This window comes from Lysinibacillus agricola, assembly GCF_016638705.1.
Classification (GTDB): domain Bacteria; phylum Bacillota; class Bacilli; order Bacillales_A; family Planococcaceae; genus Lysinibacillus; species Lysinibacillus agricola.
Genome location: NZ_CP067341.1, coordinates 4821772 through 4841025 on the forward strand (window position 1 = coordinate 4821772; position 19254 = coordinate 4841025).

Sequence of the window (19254 nt, forward strand, 5' to 3'; positions counted from 1 at the left end):
ACTCCTTATTCTTATTATAAAGCTAATAAGGAGCGTCTGACTAATAGGTAGCTATGCACATATTCATTGTCCTTTTTCAGTCGAACAATTGCATAATTTTGTTCAAATAATGTCGTTAAAATAGTACGGATTTTATAACGCCAGTCCTCTGCAAGCTTAGGACTCTCTACTTTCATCTTTTGTAAAAATTGAGGAATAGGTAATAAATAGGCGTCTTTATAATATAATTGCTCTCTCTGAAATTCACCATCAATATCGAGCACTGGTAAGCCATCCACCGTCAAAGACCACGGCACAATTCCCTCAGCTTCTTCTTCTAATTCATTTAGGGAGTCCTCCACTTGATCACGTTCAATCCACCATTCTACAGCAATTCGATCTGAAGGTAACCCATCGTTAAAATCATCCCGGAGCGGACCATAATAATCATTTTCATAATGATAACTAAAAGCATTGAGCTTCAAAAATGATAAATTAGCCATATGTGCCTCTAGCGGATCAAATAACCAACGCACAAGCTGAAACCCATGTTCTTTTGCATATTCCTGTTGGGCATGCTTTAATAATTCACCTACACCTTGTTCACGATATGTTTTCTCCACACCAATCATGTGTGAGTGCAAATAGATTATCCCTTCACGGTATCCAACAAAACAATAATTAAAGCCAATCAGCTTTTCAGCCAAATAGGCTCCAAGCACTAATCCACCATTTTGTACAGCTGCTAACAATTGATGCGAGGGAATAGCCTGACTTCCCCAAATTTTTGCGTTCAAGATTTGTACTTCTGCAATCTCTGTAGGTGTCATTATTTTTTGAATACGCACTCTATCTAACATTATGCTGATTCCTCCTTTGTATTCCCCGACTCCAATGCTAACAATACCGCTCTTGTAAGGATTTCAACACCAGTTACGAGCCTTGCCTGTTTAAATCTCATCTTCGGATGATGTAGTCCCGGCGTTAACCCACAGCCTAAACCTAACATCGTAGACTTTAAATGCGGGCGCTGAACAGCATAGTGATGAAAATCCTCTCCTCCAGGTGTACGTACTGGCTTTCTTAAATTCGACAACCCTGTTGCTTTGACGATCGCCTGCTCCATAATATATTGAGCAGTTGAGTCTACCTCAGCAGCTACTATATTTGCTACTGTACGTAATTCAATCTGCACTTTATGCAAGATCCTAGAAGAATCAATTACCCTTTTTACTCCCTGTGCAAGTGCATCCATTACATCATTTTGTTGAGCTCGTATATCAATGGTGAACGATGCATTTCCGGGAATAATATTGCCGGATTCTCCTCCTGCCTGGAATTTTGTCATCTTAATTGATACAGGAACCATTGGATCTGTATGAATCGTTCTTAAATCTTCGATAATAGTTGCCCCTACCTCAATGGCATTCACGCCTAGATGCGGTCTTGCAGCATGAGCATCTTCTCCAATGATTTCCCCCTCAAGCAATCGGGAGGCTCCATGATACAACGCGGCACAATATGTACCGTCTTCAAGCTCATGGACAGGTCTTACATGGACACCGAATAAGAATTCTAAATCATCAACGATTCCTTCTTTTAAAACGGATAAAGCGCCTGTTCCTTTTTCTTCAGCTGGTTGAAAAATCACACGAATTGTACCGTTGAATGATTGAGCAAGCTCTTTCAAGAGTAATAGAGCACCGATTGCCATCGTCATATGTCCGTCATGGCCACAGGAGTGATTCGCACGAAATTCACCATCTACCTCCTGCCATAATGCATCAATGTCCGTACGCAAGCCGACTTTCGGATTACCACTTCCCACATCAACATAAAGCCCTGTACTGTTTTTAAAGCGTATTGGTGAAAAACCTTCACGTGTTAGTAAATCAAAAATATAATTTGTTGTTTCTACCTCATGCCAGCTTATTTCAGGATTCGCGTGTAAATACGTGAAAATCTCCATTAATCTTGGCCTCAAACGATTCAAAGCTTCCTTCATAGCAAAACCACCCCCTCATTTTTCAAACTATTAAGATTATTATAACGAAAATAAGATCTTTTCTACACAGAAACTTATACCCGCATTCAGCAAATTAAACACATGATAAAACTCACCACTTTTAGACTGTCAATAAATAGCTCATCTCCATAACGTGGGAAAGAAACGTTGATTAGTCCCTTAGCATTATAAAAGTGGTTCTTCATTATATATGTTTGAATGCTTTATGACGTTCTATCCGTCACTTTTGTTTCTACGGGCACAATGTGAAGCTTTCAACTTTCTGACGAATAGTTGCCCACCTCCTCGTTTTGTTAATTCAAACACTAATTAATACAAAAAAAGATGCAAGTACAGTTATTTAAATAACTGCACTTACATCCTTTTATTAGTTAATACCTCGCATAGCTTTTGAAATGATTGGCGAAAGTACTAATATTATAATCCCTAAAACAATTGATAATGAGCCTAAGAAGCCGAAGTATGTGAATTCACTTACAACTTCATAAACCTTTACGAGTTGTGCGTTGATTGCTTGCGCTGCTGCACTTGTTAAAAACCAAAGTGACATCGTTTGTGCAGCAAAAGCCTTTGGCGCCAATTTCGTTGTAGCTGACAGACCGACTGGCGATAATAATAACTCCCCAACCACAACTAAAAAGAATGATAATACTAACCACCATGGACTTACTAAAGCTTCTCCATCTGATAAATATGCTGGTAGCATCATAACTAAGAATGATAATCCTGCAAAGAATAATGCATAAGCAAATTTACGTGGTGTAGTTGGTTGCTTATCTCCCCATTTTAACCATAACATTGCAAATAATGGCGCCATAGTAATGACAAATAATGGGTTTAATGATTGGAACCATGAAGATTTAAGTTGGAAGCTACCAATACTCAACTGTGTACGTGAATCAGCATACGTAGCTAAGATAGTAGCACCTTGCTCTTGGATTGCCCAAAACATAACTGCTGATAAAAACAATGGAATATATGCAAGTAGACGAGACTTCTCATCTTTTGTTGTTTTTTCACTGCGATACATGTAAATAAAGAACACTGTTGGAATAATAATCCCTAAAGCTGTAATGATTAAGCTAAACATATTCATTGTCAATACACCGGTTTTAATGCCGATAGCACCTACTATGACTAAAATTAAGGCTGCTACTCCAAATTGTGTAAAGACTTTTTTCCGCTCTTCAGGCTTTAATGGATTGTTTACTTGTAAACCTGCTATACCTAAATATTTTTTCTCTGTTAATTTATAAACAATTAGACCAATTAACATTCCTACTCCTGCTAAACCGAAGCCAAGGTGGAAGCTATAATCTTGTCCAATTGTTCCGACAATAAATGGCGCAATGAATGCCCCCATATTAATACCCATATAGAAAATTGAAAAACCTGAATCACGACGACTATCAGTTTCAGCATAAATATCTCCGACAATGCTTGAAACGTTCGGTTTTAGTAAGCCAGTCCCGATGACAATAAAGGCCATTGAAGTAAATAACATGCTCACACCACCAGGTAATGCTAGCAGTAAATGACCAATCATTATTAACACGCCACCATAAAAAATAGTTCTACGTGTGCCTAACAGTCGATCGGCAATCCAGCCACCAATTATCCCCGACATATAAACGAGTGAGCCGTAGATGGCCATAATGGAGTTCGCTGTCCCACGATCTAGACCTAGACCGCCTTCATTCAATTCATAATACATAAAGAAAATCAGAATTGCTCGCATACCGTAGTATGAGAAACGTTCCCAAAATTCTGTGAAAAATAATGTAAAGAGCCCTTTTGGGTGTCCGACAAAACATTTTTGAGGGACGGATTTTACAATTTCATCTTTAGTAGACATAAAAATATCCTCTCCCAATTTCATTATTCAATAAAAATATTATTACCCATTAATAAGGATAAAAAACTTTGTTTCATCATACTAAAGCGTTTTCAAGAGTTTTTCAAGAGTTTTAAAAAATGTTGAAAATTTATCACTTTTCTCTATATTCAGATTGATTTTTATGAAATTATAACAAACCTGTTGATATTACTAAGTTTTCTAACTCTTTGACATCTACTAAATTACAAATCAATATAAAATTATTCTAAAATACTTTATACTCTGAGTATTTACTTTTTTTACAAATAAGCTAGGATTATCTAAAATTTCATTCACAGCGCTATGAATCTGCTTTCTCGACTATGCTTTTTAACAAAAAAAGCATGCTAAAAGTGAAGTGCTTTTAGCATACTTAATGTGAGAGTAATTATTTAATTACATATTTCTGGAATTTTGTATAATCCGCTTCTTTTATCTCTAGTGTTAACAGTGTACCATTTTCTTCATATACTGTTTCATAGACAGCAGCATGTTCATTTAAATAAGATACGATATTTCCCTGTTCATACGGAATGAGCATTTTACATGTTACATAATCAGAGAAAATATGCTGACGTATCATTTGCAATAATTCCTCTAATCCAGTCCCTTCCTTTGCTGAAATCCAAATATTATCACCGCTGATAACAGGGTATGGAACGCTTGCTATATCAGCTTTATTATACACATAAATTGTTGGAATTCCTTCAACACCAACCGCTTTAAGCGTTTCATTCGTTACTTCCATCATAAAGCCATGCTCAGAATTTGAAACATCTACAACATGTAGTAATAAGTCGGCATCTCGAGCCTCTTCCAATGTTGAACGAAACGCCTTCACTAAATGATGTGGTAATTTGCTGACGAAACCAACTGTATCTGTTAATAAGAATGTCTTTTTATCAGGCAATTCTATTTGACGGACAGATGTTTCAAGTGTGGCAAAGAGCATATCTTTCTCAAACACTTGTTTATGATCTTCTTGTCCTATCTTCGTAAGTAGCTGATTCATAATGGTTGACTTACCAGCATTCGTATAGCCAACAATGGAAACGACAGGAATCGCATTTTTGCGTCGTTGCTTACGCTGTGTCTCTCGTTGTTCCTTTACAACCTCTAGCTCTTTCTTTATTTTCGCAATCTGATCCTCAATTTTACGTCGGTCTAACTCTAGCTTTGTCTCACCAGCACCACGGTTTTTAAATCCTCCACCAGTGCCACCACCTTGACGGCTAAGAGATGCATGCAAGCCAACTAAACGAGGTAGCATATATTGCAATTGCGCTAATTCAACTTGCATCTGCGCTTCACGTGTTTTGGCACGACGCCCAAAAATATCTAAAATCAACATCGTTCTATCAATGACCTTCGTCTCTAAATCACGCTCTAAATTACGGATTTGTGAAGGTGATAATTCATCATTAAAAATCACTAAATTTGCTTGTGCTTCATCATAAAAATTTTTTATCTCTTCTATTTTACCAGTACCAACATAATGCGATGGCGTAATGCGCTCTAAATTTTGCGTGACAATGCCGACTACTTCTACATTTAAAGCTTCTGCTAAATTTTCAAGCTCCTCCATTGAATAATCAAAATGCTCACCATTTCGTAAATTTACGCCAACTAGAATAGCTTTTTCCAACAATACATCTACTTCCTTAATTCTATCCATCCACAAACCTCCCACCAATGCCTTGGTGCTACTACGACAAATTTTCTCCATCTTACCATATAATGCCCTAATTCGTGGTATTTATAAAACATCTATATTCGTAAAAAATGCGCCCTCTAGCAAAAGGCGCATTTCATTCAATCATTTACTTACGTTCTTCTTTTAGCAATACTTCAGTGCGATTGAATTCATCTTCAATATCTTTATTCGGTTTATATGTCACAATGCTGACAACAACCGCAACGATTAAGCACACTAAGAAGCCTGGAACAATCTCATATAATGCGTCAGATAAGACTTTCATTTTCCCCCAAATGAAGGCAGTTGCAGCGCCTGTCACCATCCCACTGAGAGCTCCGTAATTCGTTAATTTCCTCCAGTATAGTGACAGCAATATTACTGGACCGAAAGCTGCACCGAAGCCAGCCCAAGCAAAACTCACTAAACCTAAAATAGAACTGTCTGGATTCCATGCTAAAATCGCTGCGACAATAGCTACAACTAAAACAGCGACACGGCCAATAAAGACATAATGCTTATCATCTGCTGTTTTATTAAATAATGCTTTGTAAATATCTTCTACAAGCGCTGACGAAGTAACAATTAATTGCGATGAAATTGTACTCATTACTGCGGCTAAAATGGCAGCTAGCATTATACCTGCAATAAATGGATGGAATAAGATTTGGCCAAGTACAATAAATACTGTCTCAGCGTCCTTTAACTCACCTGCATTTTGCTCAAAATAAGCCACACCTACCAAAGCCGTTCCAATCGCACCGAATAGACTTAACACCATCCATCCAATACCTATACGGCGAGCCTGCTTCGTTTCTTTTACTGAGCTAATAGCCATAAAGCGCACAATAATATGTGGTTGTCCAAAATAACCTAATCCCCACGCAAGTGATGAAATAATTACTCCTACTGTTACAGTTGAAGGTAATAAGTTTAGATGTTCAGGATTTACAGCTTTAATGGATGCTATTGTATCTCCAAGTCCACCTGTTAAATACAATCCGAATAACGGTACAGTAATAAGTGCTAAAAACATAATAAGACCCTGTAAAAAGTCTGTATAACTAACCGCTAAAAATCCTCCAAATAATGTGTACGCCACAACTACACCTGATACAATTAATAAACCTGTATGGTAATCATAGCCAAATGAGCTATCAAAAAATTTGCCCCCTGCAACCATCCCTGAAGAAACATAAAATGTAAAAAAGATTAAAATAATAATACCCGACGCGATTCTTATTAGCTTTGTGTTGTCACGTAAACGATTATCCAAATAACTTGGAATTGTAATTGAGTCATTAGTAACTTGTGTATATACACGCAGTCTTGGTGCCACAAGTAGCCAATTCAAATAAGCGCCAATCGTTAAACCAATGGCAATCCAAGCCTCAACTAGCCCAGATAGATAAATTGCACCTGGTAAACCCATTAAGAGCCAGCCAGACATATCTGCTGCACCTGCGCTCAGCGCCGTGACAGCAGGGCCTAGCGAACGCCCTCCAAGCATGTAATCCGTTAAATTCGATGTTTTAACAAATGCATACCAACCGATTCCTAGCATGGCGACCATATAAATAATAATCGCAAGTAATTGATACGTGTTTACAGACATATTTCTCCTCCTATTTCATCGTTGTCTTTATTAAAGAACTTCTATAATAAAAATACCACAAATATACAAATTATCCTATAATTATTAAAAGAACCAATTCTGAAATATATAGTAGCATTGTACTTCATAAAGTGTGTTAAACTAGTGCCATCTATTACACGATAAAGAAGGCGAAATGTATGACATTTGAAGAAATGAGAACTCAGCTTATGGAGCGAATTTTACAACAGCAACTTATTACGGCCACAATCAGTCAACCACGTATGAAATCAAACGAAGTAAAACGCATCAAATTAAAACCTTTAATACTTAAGGATGCTTACCATATACAAATTGAATACCAATTTGAACGCATTTTAAAACACGACAACGTTTTATTAGAAGATTTCCCCGCAAGGCTAGATACATTTTTTAACGATTACCGTCAAGCGCATGTTGATTTTATAGATGAAAAAGTACAAGTACAACTATCAAAAAAGAACAAAGTACTATGGAAATCTGATAAATCCTCAGCTCCAAAGCAAGTAAATTTAGCACATAATCGCAAGAAAAACTATTTACTTGCAGATGATAAACCATATCCATTTTTAATTCGTCTTGGGGTGCAAACAGAAGAGGGAAAAATAAAACAACAAAAATACGATAAATTTAAACAAATTAACCGTTTCATCGAATTCATTGATGATGCATTAGCTTATTTGCCAAAGGATCGTCAGGTTCGTATTTTAGATTTCGGTTCAGGCAAATCCTATTTAACATTCGCCCTATACCATTATTTAAAAATTGAAAAAGGCTTAGATATTCATGTCACTGGCTTAGATTTAAAGAAGGAAGTCATTGAAGAATGCTCAAGAATTGCAGAGGATTTAGGCTATGAGCAGCTCGAGTTTCTAGTAGGAGATATTAATGATTATAATGATGAGTCTGCTGTGGACATGGTGGTGACGCTTCACGCATGTGATGTTGCCACAGATATGGCATTAGCCCGCGCTGTGAAATGGGGAGCAAGCGTTATTTTAAGTGTCCCTTGTTGCCAGCATGAGCTAAATCGCCAACTTAATACACCAGCACTCGATATCATGCTTCAGCACGGCCTTGTACGTGAACGTTTTGCAGCGCTCGCAACGGATGCAATTCGAGCAGAAATTTTATCACTTGTTGGCTATGAGGCACAATTGCTAGAGTTTATAGATATGGAAAATACACCAAAAAACATCTTAATAAGAGCGTATCATACAGGTAAAAAGCCAAGTTCCGACCAGCGCGCTCACTATGATGCCTTTTTAAAGTTGCTAAATGCCAAGCCGTTTTTAGCGAATGAATTACAAGCTTATTTATAAAATTCGTTGTATTTTTAGTTGAAACGTGGGTGTTTCATCGGGATGCACGGGTATTTTCCCTCCTTCCGCGGGTATTTCATCGGGATGCGCGGGTATTCTCCTTCCTTCCGCGGGTATTTCACCGAGAAGCGCGGGTATTCTCCTTCCTTCCGCGGGTATTTCACCGAGAAGCGCGGGTATTCTCCTTCCTTCCGCGGGTATTTCACCGAGAAGCGCGGGTATTTGCCTTCCTTTCGCGGGTATTTCATCGTAAAGCGCGGGTATTCTCCTTCCTTCCGCGGGTATTTCACCGAGAAGCGCGGTATTTTCCCTCCTTCCGCGGGTATTTCACCGAGAAGCGCGGGTATTTGCCTTCCTTCCGCGGGTATTTCATCGTAAAGCGCGGGTATTCGCCTTCCTTCCGCGGGTATTTCACCGAGATGCACGGGTATTCGCCCTCCTTCCGCGGGTATTTCTGAATTTGCGCAATCAAATTAAAGGGCGGCCCAAAACTTCTGGACCGCCCTTTCAATTATAGTTCTTGTCGTAATGCTTGAATAACGTCAATTTTTGTAGCCTTACGTGCTGGACGATAGCCTGAGATCATCGCTACACCAATACTAATCGCTGATGCAATAATAACAAGCTGCCAAGGAATAAGAGAAAACGTAATTTCATTTCTACTAAAAGCGTCTTCACCTGTTGCTGCTTCTAGAATTAAAGGTAATGCAGCATTTGCCGCAAAGCTAAGAACATATGAAATTGCTACGGCTATCAAAGTACCAACAATACCGATGAATGTGCTTTCCATTAAGAATAATCGTTGAATAAGCTTTGGACTTGCTCCGATTGCCTTTAAAACACCGATTTCACGAGTACGCTCTGTAACTGCCATTGTCATTGTATTGAAAATGCCAATTGATGCGATTAATACAGCAATTGTTCCTACAAATATTAAACCGATTTTTAATACTAGGAAAAATACATTCATTTGATCCAATTGTTCAGTAACTGAATAAACGCTATAGCCTTTGTCTTTCAGCTTGTCTAATATTGGCTTTACATTTTCCATGCTATCCGCAAAAATATTAAACTCCGAATAAAACATTTCATCCTCTTTAACATCACCTGTTGCTGCTAAATTTGTAGCTATCACTGGCTTTTGCTCTGTATCCATATAAACCGCATTATTGACCATCCAATCATAAGAAGGCTTTTTCATAACGCCGACAATCGTATAGTTCATTTTCTCTGTCTCTTCTGCCGTATCAGTGTGAGGTACCAATGACAATTCGATTTCTTTGCCAATTAATGATTCCTTATAGCCTTCTTCACTTCCATCATAATGCGTGCCTTCTGCTTCAGCTTTTTTATTTTTTTCGTCAATAATATTGCGCTCTGCATCATTTATTAATGTTTGAGCAAAATGATAACCTACAATGATTTCGTTTGGCTTTGTTGGGTACTTTCCTTCTGCAAGCTTGCCATTTACTTGCTCAAAATCCTGCATATTCGCAACGAATAATTCAGAGTTTGTATCACGTCCCTCAAAAAATGAATGTGTGTGTGCATTGACAGTAATTGTTTCGAGTACTGTTTCCACATGCTCTAAACCTTTTATTTCATGTATTTGATCATCTGTAAATTGTTCATTGCCAAAAACTTGAATTTTCGTAACTTTTTCATCCGATAATATTTCATTGCGTAAGGAATCTTGAAGCCCAAATCCAACCGATGCGAGGACAATCAAAAATGCACAACCCATTGTTGCCGCAAGTACTGTCATAAACACACGTAATTTATTTTTCTTTATATGCTGTGTCACAAAATCTAATTGATCTTTAAATAACATGTTATGCTTCCTCCTTTACAAGTTCACCATCGTACATGCGGAAACGTCGATGTGCTATTGTTGCTACTTCCTCGTCGTGAGTAATGATGACGAATGTTAAACCAAGCTCACGGTTTAAACTTTGAATGAGCAGCAATATATCTTGCTCTGTTTCCGAATCAAGACTTCCTGTCGGCTCATCCGCCAACAAAATAGGTGGATTTGTAATCAAGGCCCTTGCAATACTAACACGCTGTTGCTGACCACCCGATAATTCATTCGGGTAATGGTCTGACACCTCCGTTAGACCAACCTTGTCCATTAACTTTTTCACCTTTTCTTTTCGCACAGCTTTCTTAGTACCCTGTAATTTTAATGGTAGTTCAATATTTTCAAACGCTGTTAAGCCAGGCATTAGTTGAAAGTTTTGAAAGATAAATCCGAACTGTTGCAAACGAAAAGCTGCACTTTCTGCTTCCGTGAGATTAGCTGTTTCCTTTCCGTTTACCTTAATAGACCCTTGTTCAGATTTCATAAATCCAGCTAAAGTTTGTAATAAGGTTGATTTTCCAGAGCCACTTTTGCCAACAATTGCGACAATCTCTCCTTTCTTCACCTCAAAGTTGACACCTTTTAAGACCGGAACTTGTTTTTCCTTGCCTTTTTTTCCAATTAAAAATGTATGTTGTAAATTCTCGACTTGAATCATTTTTACATAAACGCCCCTTTCACATTCTTTAGGCTATCACCAAAAGTTAGGATGACATTTGTTAAAACGTATGCCGTTTATATAAGTTGATTTCCGTTCCGACTGGACGTCCCTAGGAAAGCGCCCAGTCGGTACGGAAATCACCCCCTCGTTATGGTGATGAGCAATTCTTTACCATTATAGAAAAAATTTCTTAATAAAGTTGAAGGATAAAAATGAAGATATTCTTAAGAAAAAGGGAAAACTATGAGCAAAACGATTCCTTTACATTCTCTTTACAATTCATTCATATAATTATTCAAAATTTTATGTCTCAATAGTCTTCTTTTGTATTAAACAGAAAGTAAAATTCCTTATAAAATCTATTTTTAAAGTGTTTTTCTGTATTAATAAAAACAAACACAGAGATACTTTTATTATTTTGTGAACAATTTGTATATTACAGGAATGTAAAGTTTTATGTAGAACAGAAGAATTTTATGTAGATAAATTAAAGATTTTGTTATGATAGTAAAGTTTAGAGGCCAATTTATTTATATCCAGGAGGATTCGATTTACATGCTTAACTCAAAAAAACAAGACCCTTTCTTTATAGCTTTGCATAAAATTGCTGAGAATATGAGAGAGGCCGTACATTACGCAAATGATTTTCGTATTAACAGCGTAGCTGACCTGAAAGAGATTAGCATTACTATGAAAAATTACGAAACAGCTGGTGATAAGCTCATTCATGAACTAATCGTGATGCTAAACAAATCATTTATGACACCTATCGAACGTGAAGACATTTTAGAATTTGCCATTCGTATGGATGACGTATTAGATGGTACGGAGCATTGTATCGCTCATTTTGAAATGTTTTCCCTAACAGAAGTTGATGAATCCATGCGTATTTTCTTAGGCTATATTTCAAAAAGTGCTGACGAAATTGTTAAAGCAACAGAAGAGTTAAAGAAGAAGAATCTTATTGGCATGCGCCCACACTCAATTCTTATTAAAGACTACGAGCGTGAATGTGATGAAGTGCAACGTTCGTCTATTAAGCAATTATTTTTAAATGAAAAAGATCCAATTCGAATTATTAAATTTAAAGATATATATGAACAACTTGAAGATATCGCTGATCATTGTCAAAACGTTGCAAATACAATGGAAACAATTATCATGCGTAACGCGTAATTAGGAGATGGGCACTTACAATGAACACAATCATTATACTAACCGTACTGGTCGTTATCTTTGCCCTAACATTTGACTTTATCAATGGCTTCCATGATACAGCAAATGCTATCGCAACTTCAGTTTCCACTAGAGCATTGCCACCACGTGTAGCTATCATTATGGCAGCGACGATGAACTTTATCGGAGCTATTACCTTCGTTGGTGTTGCAAAGGCTTTAACAAAAGATATTGTAGATCCATTCTCTTTAAATGCCTTTCAAGGAGACACGACAGGCTCAGTCGTTATTTTAGCAGCATTAATCTCCGCTATTATTTGGAACTTACTAACATGGTATTTCGGTATTCCATCGAGTTCTTCACATACTCTGATTGGGTCCATTGCTGGTGCAGCAGTTGCATCTGCTGGCTTCGGAGTTCTAAACTATGGCGGTTTTACTAAAATCATTATGGCCTTAGTGCTTTCACCAATCCTTGCGATTTGCGCTGGCTTTATTATGATGACATTGTTTAAATTATGGTTTAAAAACTTAAATTTATATCGTACGAATAAAGGCTTCCGTACGATGCAAATTTTCACCGCTGCCATTCAATCTTTTACACATGGTACAAACGATGCACAAAAGGCAATGGGGATTATGACGATGGCGTTAATCGCTGGTGGTTTGCATACAGGAGATGATATTCCTTTCTGGGTACGAGCTGCAGCAGCAACTGCAATGGGGCTTGGTACCTCTATTGGTGGCTATAAAATTATTAAAACAGTCGGCGGTAAAATCATGAAAATCCGTCCTGTAAACGGAGTTGCAGCAGATTTAGCTTCTGCATCAATTATCTTCGGTGCTACATTAATTCACCTACCAGTATCCACAACACACGTTATTTCCTCCTCTATCATGGGTGTTGGCTCTGCACAACGTGTACGTGGTGTAAACTGGGGAATGGCGCGTAAAATCGTAACTACTTGGATTATTACAATGCCAATTTCTGCTGTAATGGCAGCTATTATTTACTTTTTATTATCTTTATTCTTTTAACTTCTTTCAGCGGGTGTCCAAACACCCACTGAAATAGAGGAACTCAGTCTAAGAACGCCACGTCCTGTGGCATTACCGAAATGACCAACATCGTGTTGGCCCTCACGCAGGCCTAAGCACAAAGCCGATTCCGGACGCAATTATGCCAAGGCATAATTGATTTTGATCGCATACTAAGACTCCTGTTCCTTGTGGACAGGAGTCTTTACATTGTCACACGACAAAATATGACACATCCTTTACACTATTTTAAAAAGGAGATAGCACACTACGATGAAAACTATTTCAGCTTTTATAACAGCTCATGCCAAAGCTATCGTAGCTATTTGGTTCATAATTTTTATCGCCATGGCTATGTTTGCAATACAACTTCCAAGTAAGCTTCATGGAGACGGTTTTTTTGTTGAAGGAGATCATACCTACGTAACTAATGAGCTTGCAAAAACATTTGATCTGCCTTCCGATACAATTTTGGTCGTCTTTAATCCAGCTGAGGATAAGCAAATTCAAGACACTTTAAAAAAGTTGGATAAAATTAAGGAGATTCATTCGATCCAGTCACCACTTGATGATTCCTCTTTACAAAAGAATGGTATAGCTTATGCCATGGTTCATATTAAAAATGATGTTGATTATCTACCTGATGTTGTGAAGGACATCCGTTCATTACTAGAGAATGATGGTGTAAGCATTACAGGCGGTCCTGTGATTTCAGCTGATATCAATACAGCAAGTCAAAAGGATTTAGCATCCGCGGAAGCAATAGGCTTGCCAATCGCTATTATAGTGCTATTACTAGCTTTCGGCACTGTCGTAGCCTCCATCTTACCTATCATTATTGGCGTTATCACTGTTGTAACTGCGTTTGGAATTTTGACATTGCTTAGTGGCAGTGTAAATTTATCGATTTTTGTGTTAAATATAGTACCAATGCTTGGACTTGCATTAAGTATTGATTTTGCCTTGTTGTTTATTAATCGGTACCGCGAAGAACGTGCCCATACATCCATTGTACAGGCTATCCAAACAGCTATACAGACAGCTGGCCGTTCTATCATCTTTTCTGCCGTTTGTGTCATGATCGGTTTAGGCGCCATGATTGTCATTGACGTCGAAATATTTCACAATATCGCTTTAGGTGGCACGATTGTTGTATTACTTGCAGTGCTTTCTGGCTTGACCTTGCTCCCTGCAACGATGATGTTATTAGGAGATCGCCTAAACAAATGGCGTTTATTACGCGTCAAGTCCGGTGGAATAAATCGTTGGCGTGGCTTCGCTGGCTTTGTCATGAAACATCCAGTGACCATCGTTATTGTGGCATTATTATTACTAAGTATTGGTATGATTCCATTGAAGGATATTAAACTGACAATTCCTCAGGTGGATTCATTACCAACAAAATATGAGGCACGTGCAGCTTATGATCAATTAGACAAAACATTTGGACTTGGTGATACCTCAACTTTATATTTACTAGCAGAACGTAAGGAAGGCTGGGAAGATAGTGAGGCAAGAAAGCTTATTTACACTATTCAAGAAAAGTTACTTGATGACCCACTGGTAAATCATGTATCAACCATATATACGACCGCTAACATTAAGTCACCTGAGGAACTGACAGCTTCTTTGGAAATTCCACAAATGGCAGAACAATTAACACCAATTCTAAATACGTTTTCTAAAGATAAACAACTCTTTATCCCAATTACATTAGATGCCGCTGGTTCATCAACTACCGCTCAAAAATTCGCTCGAACATGGAACGATAAAGATTTAGGTGTGAATTTTGCACTTGGCGGTCCTGCGAAATTTAACCAAGAAATTTTTGATGAAATATCTAGTAAAATTTTCTTGGCCATATCCATTATTATCGTATCAACGTTCTTTATTTTAATGCTCGCTTTCCGTTCTATTTTAATCCCACTGAAAGCGATTATTATGAATATTATTGGGCTTTCGTCAGCCTTCGGTATTCTCGTCTATATTTTCCAATATGGGCATTTTGGAATTGAAGCTGGTACGATCGTACTTATTATTCCAGTCATTGTATTTTGTCTTGTATTCGGCTTAAGTATGGACTATGAAGTCTTTTTAATATCACGTATTCAAGAGGAATATCAAAAAGGGGCGGATAATACACGTGCAACGATTGACGGTCTAACCTCCACAAGTAGAATCATTACGTCAGCAGCGCTTATTATGATTGTCATAACAGGGGCATTCGCTTTCACAGATGTGATGCCAGTGAAGCAAATTGGTGTTGGTATAGCTATTGCAGTCGTCATCGATGCAACGATTATTCGTCTCATGCTCGTGCCAAGTCTGATGAAGCTCTTTGGGGATTGGAATTGGTGGCTACCTTTCGCAAAGAAACAAAAATAAAAGAATCCGCAACCTTCCGTGAACTCTCTCTCACAAAGGATGCGGATTTTTTCTTATTTTGAATAAATGCTGTTGTACCATTCTTTTGCTGCTTCTACCTCAGGCATTGTTAGCTGATGACCATAATTAAACCATTTAGTCGTCACATCTGCCCCTGCTGACGTTAAAAGCCCCTCTAAGTCTTCAGATTCCTGTGCAGAACACATCGGATCATTCGCTCCAGCACCGATAAAGACAGGGATAGAAGAAAGTGTAGGCAATTCAATATCACGTCTAGGCACCATTGGATGATGCAGTATTGCGCCTGCTAGAGCATCCTCATAATGGAATAATAGGCTAGCAGCAATATTGGCACCATTTGAATAGCCAATAGCAACAACTCGATTGCGATCAAAGCCATACTGCTGTGCTGCCTCTAATAAGAAGTCGTTTAATTCCTTCGTACGGAAAATTAAATCCTCTATATCAAAAACACCTTCCGCTAATCGACGGAAAAAGCGCGGCATGCCATTTTCAAGTACATTTCCACGAACACTTAAAATACTTGCTGTATCATCAATTTCCTTCGCAAGTCCAATTAAGCTTTGCTCATTTCCACCTGTACCATGTAACAGTAAAAAAGTTGGTTTTGCTTCATCTGTTCCCTTATGAAAAACGTGCTGCATTTACAGTCCACCTCTCAATTATCTTGAATTCGAGATAATTGTAGCCTGTGGCAAAATTAAATTCAAGCTCTTTGACTTATTAATTTCTCGATTTTCACTATTTGGCTGTTCTTGATTGTTTTTATAAAAATTTGTAATCGTGAATACCGAAAATAGACATACCGCTATAACAGCAACAATAACTATTCCCACTAATTTTTTCCCATTCATTTGCTATGATCCCTCGCATTACTTATTTCTTTTTACGAAAGCCCTCTTCTAGTAAATATTCTTTCGCAGCATCATGTGTACCAAATGCTTCTTCTAAATTTTCACCATGATAAACATTCCATGAACGTTGCTCAAAGGCTAGTTTTAATTGAATACCTTCACGATTTTGCCATATCTCTTCGATTGGCCCTTGATCTTCTTCTTCTTCCGATAAATATTGAATGGCATCTTCAACAATCTCACGAAGCTGTTGTTCATCGTAATCACGAATATTTACTAGACCTTTATCGTTTGCTTCTTCCTCATAGCGCAATAAATCACCAACAAAGACAAAACCGTTGCCATTTGGATGTAGCTTTTCCACAACAATTGTCTTTTCGTAAAGGCTATCCATAAAGTGATAATTTAAGCGCTTCAATGAAACTTCCTTCTTTGTAAGTTCAGGGAATGATTCGATGATGGTTTGTTTTTGTTCAAATGTTAGCATATAAAAATGCTCCTTTTCTATTCAATCTTTCTTACAGTATAACTTATTTTCCTTTTTATATCGAAGTAAAATAGGCAGTTCTAAAAGTAAAATTAGTGGTTCCTCTTCTATAACGTGTGGTTGATAGTTCCGGCTAGGCGCTTTGTTGCTGCCGCTTCGCTTTCGCGCAGAGCAGAGCTTCCTGGGGGCGTCGGTTTTATGGGGGTCCGATCTTAATAATTTACTGATATAAAGATAAAAATCCGCGTAGACCTCTGCGGAGAAAACAAGAGCACGAGACCCAGAAGGGAGTTAGCGAAAATGTGTTTCGTAACGAAGCGTGGTGAAACGCAGCGTCAGGAGCACACCGATTTGGCTCGTACCTTGTCCACGGAAGGCGAAGCGGATTTTACTTTATTTATTGTGCTAGAATTCTTATGAAGGATTTTTCAGACACCCTCCACAATTCATAACGTTTTATTTAACACTTTATCTTTTACAAACTGAATAACATGGGCAACGTATAGTTCACGGTAAGGGACAAATTGTGCTGTACTTACTGGGCGCACAATTTTTGCTCGTTGACCATCAGGGAAATATTCATAGCCTTCAATATTTAGAGTAGCTGTTTCTCCTAAAAAGAATGCCTCTGCCTCATCAAGCTTTGCTCGAACGACCCCTGACACTTCCTCATACTGCAGTTCAAATGATTCCCAATCATGTTTGAATGGATATATATAAACATGACAAAATTCATTGTCGATCATGTTTTCCGAAACAATGCTACAAGATGTCATGCCCATTTTAACAACTTCGTTTACATTAACATCGAGTCCTAGCTCTTCCTTCACTTCACGAATTCCTGATTCTACTGTCTCTACAGCTAATAGATGCCCTGCCGCTGTAATATCAAGCAAGCCAGGGTAGTCCTTTTTTTGTGAACTACGGATTTGGAAATAGATATAGTCCTCATTGACAAGCCAACAGTGGAATGTTTCATGCCATAGTCCTTTTTCATGTACCTCTGCTCTCGTTGCTGTCCCAATCTGTTCATGCTGTTCATTAAAAACTTTCACAATTTCTTGTTCCATTTTTTCCGACTCCTATACCGACTTCGTAGCCTTTTTCTTAATCACGTTCCGTTCATCATAAATATTAGATGCGATTACTTTTAATACTGCATAAAACGGTACAGCAATGATAATACCGATAAAGCCTGCAATATTACCTGCTGCTAAAATAACTGTAATAACGGTTAACGGATGAATATCGAGTGTTTTCCCCATTACATTAGGTGTTATAAAGTTACTATCAATTTGCTGCGCCACGAGTGTGACAACAGACACCCATATGACTAACACTGGATCCTGAACAACAGCCACGATCAGCGCTGGTGTAAAGGCAATCCATGGTCCTATAAACGGAATCATATTCATAAAGAACGCGAATATAACAAGTAGCAACGAATATTCTAGACCTATAATTAAATACCCGACATACATAATGAGTGCTAGTAAAAAACTAATTTGCAGCTGTCCTTGAATATAGCTACGTAAAACATCGTCAATTTCACTTAACGTCTTTTTCACCCATTCTCGACGTTCACCACTGAAATATTTATAAACTGACGGCGCAAATTTTTCATGATCCTTCAACATAAAAATAAAGAAAAATGGAATTAAAATAGCTAATAAAGAAACTGATACAACTGATTGTAAAAACGAAACTAGCCCCTTACTTGCCACAACGGCAAAATGCTGTGCAGAATTTGCCATATTGTCGATAAAATCTTTCAACTGTGGTGGGAAGTTATCCTTGTTTTTAAACACATAATCAGCTGCCTCTTGAATACTAGCACTAATCTGCGGTACATTTTTCACTAAATTATTTACCTGTACTGCAATCGGATTACCAACGATCCACCCAAAGCCACCAACAAGCGCTATTAATCCAATGACTATCGTTAATATACTTGCCCATCTCGGCCATTTACGCTTCTCTAAAAACCTCTGAATCGGCTCCGTAACATAATACAAAACACCGCCAAGCAATAAAGGTATAAAAATAACCTTTAAGATAATTACAAACGGCGAAAAAATCCAATGAATCTCTATAAAATATTTAATGATTAGTAGAGCAAGAAAAAACCCTACTCCTACTTGAAACCAAACTTTCCTCGTCACTTTATTCACTTCCCTTTATCACAGTTACTGAAAATACTACTTATATATTACCCATTTCGCAAGTATTCTATCATGTATTGT

17 protein-coding genes are annotated in these 19254 nt (G+C 37.8%); 4 read left to right on the plus strand and 13 right to left on the minus strand.

Annotation, left to right across the window (positions count from 1 at the left end):
- Positions 1 to 14 precede the first annotated feature (14 nt).
- From FJQ98_RS24085 to putP, 5 genes are all read right to left on the minus strand, one after another.
- Positions 15 to 839, minus strand: coding sequence for a GNAT family N-acetyltransferase (locus tag FJQ98_RS24085; protein WP_053593955.1), 825 nt, complete (start codon positions 837 to 839; stop codon positions 15 to 17).
- Positions 839 to 1984 carry a M20 peptidase aminoacylase family protein gene (locus FJQ98_RS24090; RefSeq protein WP_053593954.1) on the minus strand — a complete coding sequence of 382 codons (1146 nt, stop codon included), beginning with the start codon at positions 1982 to 1984 and terminating at the stop codon, positions 839 to 841. Before FJQ98_RS24090 ends, FJQ98_RS24085 begins: the two co-directional genes overlap by 1 nt.
- Positions 1985 to 2372: 388 nt before the next feature.
- Positions 2373 to 3860 (minus strand): peptide MFS transporter, encoded by a 1488-nt coding sequence (locus tag FJQ98_RS24095; protein WP_201406571.1) that lies wholly within the window; start codon positions 3858 to 3860, stop codon positions 2373 to 2375.
- Positions 3861 to 4269: 409 nt separating this feature from the next.
- Positions 4270 to 5556 (minus strand): GTPase HflX, encoded by a 1287-nt coding sequence (gene hflX / locus FJQ98_RS24100; protein WP_053593952.1) that lies wholly within the window; start codon positions 5554 to 5556, stop codon positions 4270 to 4272.
- A gap of 145 nt (positions 5557 to 5701) precedes the next feature.
- Complete coding sequence (gene putP, locus FJQ98_RS24105) at positions 5702 to 7189, minus strand: sodium/proline symporter PutP (protein ID WP_053593951.1); 1488 nt, start codon at positions 7187 to 7189, stop codon at positions 5702 to 5704.
- Positions 7190 to 7368: 179 nt separating this feature from the next.
- Between putP and FJQ98_RS24110 the strand changes: the two genes are divergently transcribed.
- Complete coding sequence (locus FJQ98_RS24110; protein ID WP_053593950.1) at positions 7369 to 8529, plus strand: class I SAM-dependent methyltransferase; 1161 nt, start codon at positions 7369 to 7371, stop codon at positions 8527 to 8529.
- Between the two features lie 14 nt (positions 8530 to 8543).
- Here the strand turns inward: FJQ98_RS24110 and FJQ98_RS24115 are convergent, their stop codons facing one another.
- From FJQ98_RS24115 to FJQ98_RS24130, 4 genes are read right to left on the minus strand one after another with little or no spacing between them, the layout of a single operon-like run.
- Positions 8544 to 8819: a hypothetical protein gene (locus tag FJQ98_RS24115; RefSeq protein ID WP_201406572.1), complete on the minus strand. Its 276-nt coding sequence runs from the start codon at positions 8817 to 8819 to the stop codon at positions 8544 to 8546.
- Positions 8816 to 9001 carry a hypothetical protein gene (locus FJQ98_RS24120; RefSeq protein WP_143114673.1) on the minus strand — a complete coding sequence of 62 codons (186 nt, stop codon included), beginning with the start codon at positions 8999 to 9001 and terminating at the stop codon, positions 8816 to 8818. Before FJQ98_RS24120 ends, FJQ98_RS24115 begins: the two co-directional genes overlap by 4 nt.
- Positions 9002 to 9040: 39 nt before the next feature.
- Entirely contained in the window at positions 9041 to 10360 is a 1320-nt protein-coding gene (locus FJQ98_RS24125) for an ABC transporter permease (RefSeq protein ID WP_053593948.1), read from the minus strand.
- Between the two features lies 1 nt (position 10361).
- Positions 10362 to 11048 (minus strand): ABC transporter ATP-binding protein, encoded by a 687-nt coding sequence (locus FJQ98_RS24130; RefSeq protein WP_053593947.1) that lies wholly within the window; start codon positions 11046 to 11048, stop codon positions 10362 to 10364.
- 558 nt (positions 11049 to 11606) lie between these two features.
- On the opposite strand from FJQ98_RS24130, the gene FJQ98_RS24135 reads away from it, so the two are divergent.
- The 3 genes from FJQ98_RS24135 to FJQ98_RS24145 all read left to right on the plus strand — a co-directional run bounded on the left by FJQ98_RS24135 (position 11607) and on the right by FJQ98_RS24145 (position 15649).
- The gene (locus tag FJQ98_RS24135; RefSeq protein ID WP_053593946.1) at positions 11607 to 12227 is read left to right on the plus strand and encodes a DUF47 domain-containing protein; all 621 of its coding nucleotides are present in this window, start codon (positions 11607 to 11609) and stop codon (positions 12225 to 12227) included.
- Positions 12228 to 12247: 20 nt separating this feature from the next.
- Positions 12248 to 13264, plus strand: coding sequence for an inorganic phosphate transporter (locus FJQ98_RS24140; RefSeq protein WP_053593945.1), 1017 nt, complete (start codon positions 12248 to 12250; stop codon positions 13262 to 13264).
- Between the two features lie 273 nt (positions 13265 to 13537).
- Positions 13538 to 15649 (plus strand): MMPL family transporter, encoded by a 2112-nt coding sequence (locus FJQ98_RS24145; RefSeq protein ID WP_053593944.1) that lies wholly within the window; start codon positions 13538 to 13540, stop codon positions 15647 to 15649.
- A gap of 53 nt (positions 15650 to 15702) precedes the next feature.
- Here FJQ98_RS24145 and FJQ98_RS24150 read toward each other — a convergent pair whose 3' ends face one another.
- The 4 genes from FJQ98_RS24150 to FJQ98_RS24165 all read right to left on the minus strand — a co-directional run bounded on the left by FJQ98_RS24150 (position 15703) and on the right by FJQ98_RS24165 (position 19173).
- The gene (locus FJQ98_RS24150) at positions 15703 to 16314 is read right to left on the minus strand and encodes an alpha/beta hydrolase (RefSeq protein ID WP_053593943.1); all 612 of its coding nucleotides are present in this window, start codon (positions 16312 to 16314) and stop codon (positions 15703 to 15705) included.
- 232 nt (positions 16315 to 16546) lie between these two features.
- Positions 16547 to 17011: a hypothetical protein gene (locus FJQ98_RS24155; protein ID WP_053593941.1), complete on the minus strand. Its 465-nt coding sequence runs from the start codon at positions 17009 to 17011 to the stop codon at positions 16547 to 16549.
- A 446-nt stretch (positions 17012 to 17457) separates the two neighbouring features.
- Positions 17458 to 18081 (minus strand): NUDIX hydrolase, encoded by a 624-nt coding sequence (locus FJQ98_RS24160; RefSeq protein ID WP_053593940.1) that lies wholly within the window; start codon positions 18079 to 18081, stop codon positions 17458 to 17460.
- 12 nt (positions 18082 to 18093) lie between these two features.
- A complete protein-coding gene (locus tag FJQ98_RS24165) occupies positions 18094 to 19173 on the minus strand; it encodes an AI-2E family transporter (RefSeq protein WP_201406573.1) in 1080 nt (359 codons plus the stop codon).
- Positions 19174 to 19254: the final 81 nt, after the last annotated feature.

Excerpts from the sequence above, each read along its gene's own strand:
- FJQ98_RS24155 (WP_053593941.1), bottom strand. The coding sequence starts at position 17,011 with ATGCTAACATTTGAACAAAAACAAACCATCATCGAATCATTCCCTGAA.
- FJQ98_RS24145 (WP_053593944.1), top strand. The coding sequence starts at position 13,538 with ATGAAAACTATTTCAGCTTTTATAACAGCTCATGCCAAAGCTATCGTA.
- FJQ98_RS24125 (WP_053593948.1), bottom strand. The coding sequence starts at position 10,360 with ATGTTATTTAAAGATCAATTAGATTTTGTGACACAGCATATAAAGAAA.
- putP (WP_053593951.1), bottom strand. The coding sequence starts at position 7,189 with ATGTCTGTAAACACGTATCAATTACTTGCGATTATTATTTATATGGTC.
- hflX (WP_053593952.1), bottom strand. The coding sequence starts at position 5,556 with ATGGATAGAATTAAGGAAGTAGATGTATTGTTGGAAAAAGCTATTCTA.
- FJQ98_RS24135 (WP_053593946.1), top strand. The coding sequence starts at position 11,607 with ATGCTTAACTCAAAAAAACAAGACCCTTTCTTTATAGCTTTGCATAAA.
- FJQ98_RS24130 (WP_053593947.1), bottom strand. The coding sequence starts at position 11,048 with ATGATTCAAGTCGAGAATTTACAACATACATTTTTAATTGGAAAAAAA.
- FJQ98_RS24090 (WP_053593954.1), bottom strand. The coding sequence starts at position 1,984 with ATGAAGGAAGCTTTGAATCGTTTGAGGCCAAGATTAATGGAGATTTTC.
- FJQ98_RS24160 (WP_053593940.1), bottom strand. The coding sequence starts at position 18,081 with ATGGAACAAGAAATTGTGAAAGTTTTTAATGAACAGCATGAACAGATT.
- FJQ98_RS24150 (WP_053593943.1), bottom strand. The coding sequence starts at position 16,314 with ATGCAGCACGTTTTTCATAAGGGAACAGATGAAGCAAAACCAACTTTT.
- FJQ98_RS24095 (WP_201406571.1), bottom strand. The coding sequence starts at position 3,860 with ATGTCTACTAAAGATGAAATTGTAAAATCCGTCCCTCAAAAATGTTTT.
- FJQ98_RS24085 (WP_053593955.1), bottom strand. The coding sequence starts at position 839 with ATGTTAGATAGAGTGCGTATTCAAAAAATAATGACACCTACAGAGATT.
- FJQ98_RS24140 (WP_053593945.1), top strand. The coding sequence starts at position 12,248 with ATGAACACAATCATTATACTAACCGTACTGGTCGTTATCTTTGCCCTA.
- FJQ98_RS24110 (WP_053593950.1), top strand. The coding sequence starts at position 7,369 with ATGACATTTGAAGAAATGAGAACTCAGCTTATGGAGCGAATTTTACAA.